The organism is Salmonella sp. SAL4457, from assembly GCF_046548235.1.
Taxonomy (GTDB): domain Bacteria; phylum Pseudomonadota; class Gammaproteobacteria; order Enterobacterales; family Enterobacteriaceae; genus Salmonella; species Salmonella enterica.
The window spans coordinates 1-242 of the sequence record NZ_JBGDZO010001197.1; the positions used below are offsets into that span (position 1 = coordinate 1).

Annotated in this window: 1 pseudogene; it reads right to left on the minus strand. The window is 70.2% G+C overall.

The features are described from left to right. Positions 1-195: pseudogene (locus ACLJNW_RS27985) on the minus strand (acyl carrier protein); the annotation flags it as partial. Positions 196-242 lie beyond the last annotated feature (47 nt).

The following is a 242-nucleotide window of genomic DNA, read 5'->3' on the forward strand; positions in this document are numbered from 1 at the left end:
GCCCAGGCGTACGCCGAAACGCTCACGTATGCCGGCCAGCAGGCGGGTCGCCAGCAGGCTGTCGCCGCCGAGGCTGAAGAAGCTCGCCTCGCGACGACGCACCGGGCGTTTGAGAACCGCTTCCCAGCACTCGGCCAGCGCTTGCTCATGGGCTTCCAGCGGCTCCTCCGCCGAGGGCTCGTGACGACACTCGCCGCCTGGCCTCGGGAAAGTTCAGGGCCAGCAGGGCAGCCAGGGTGCTG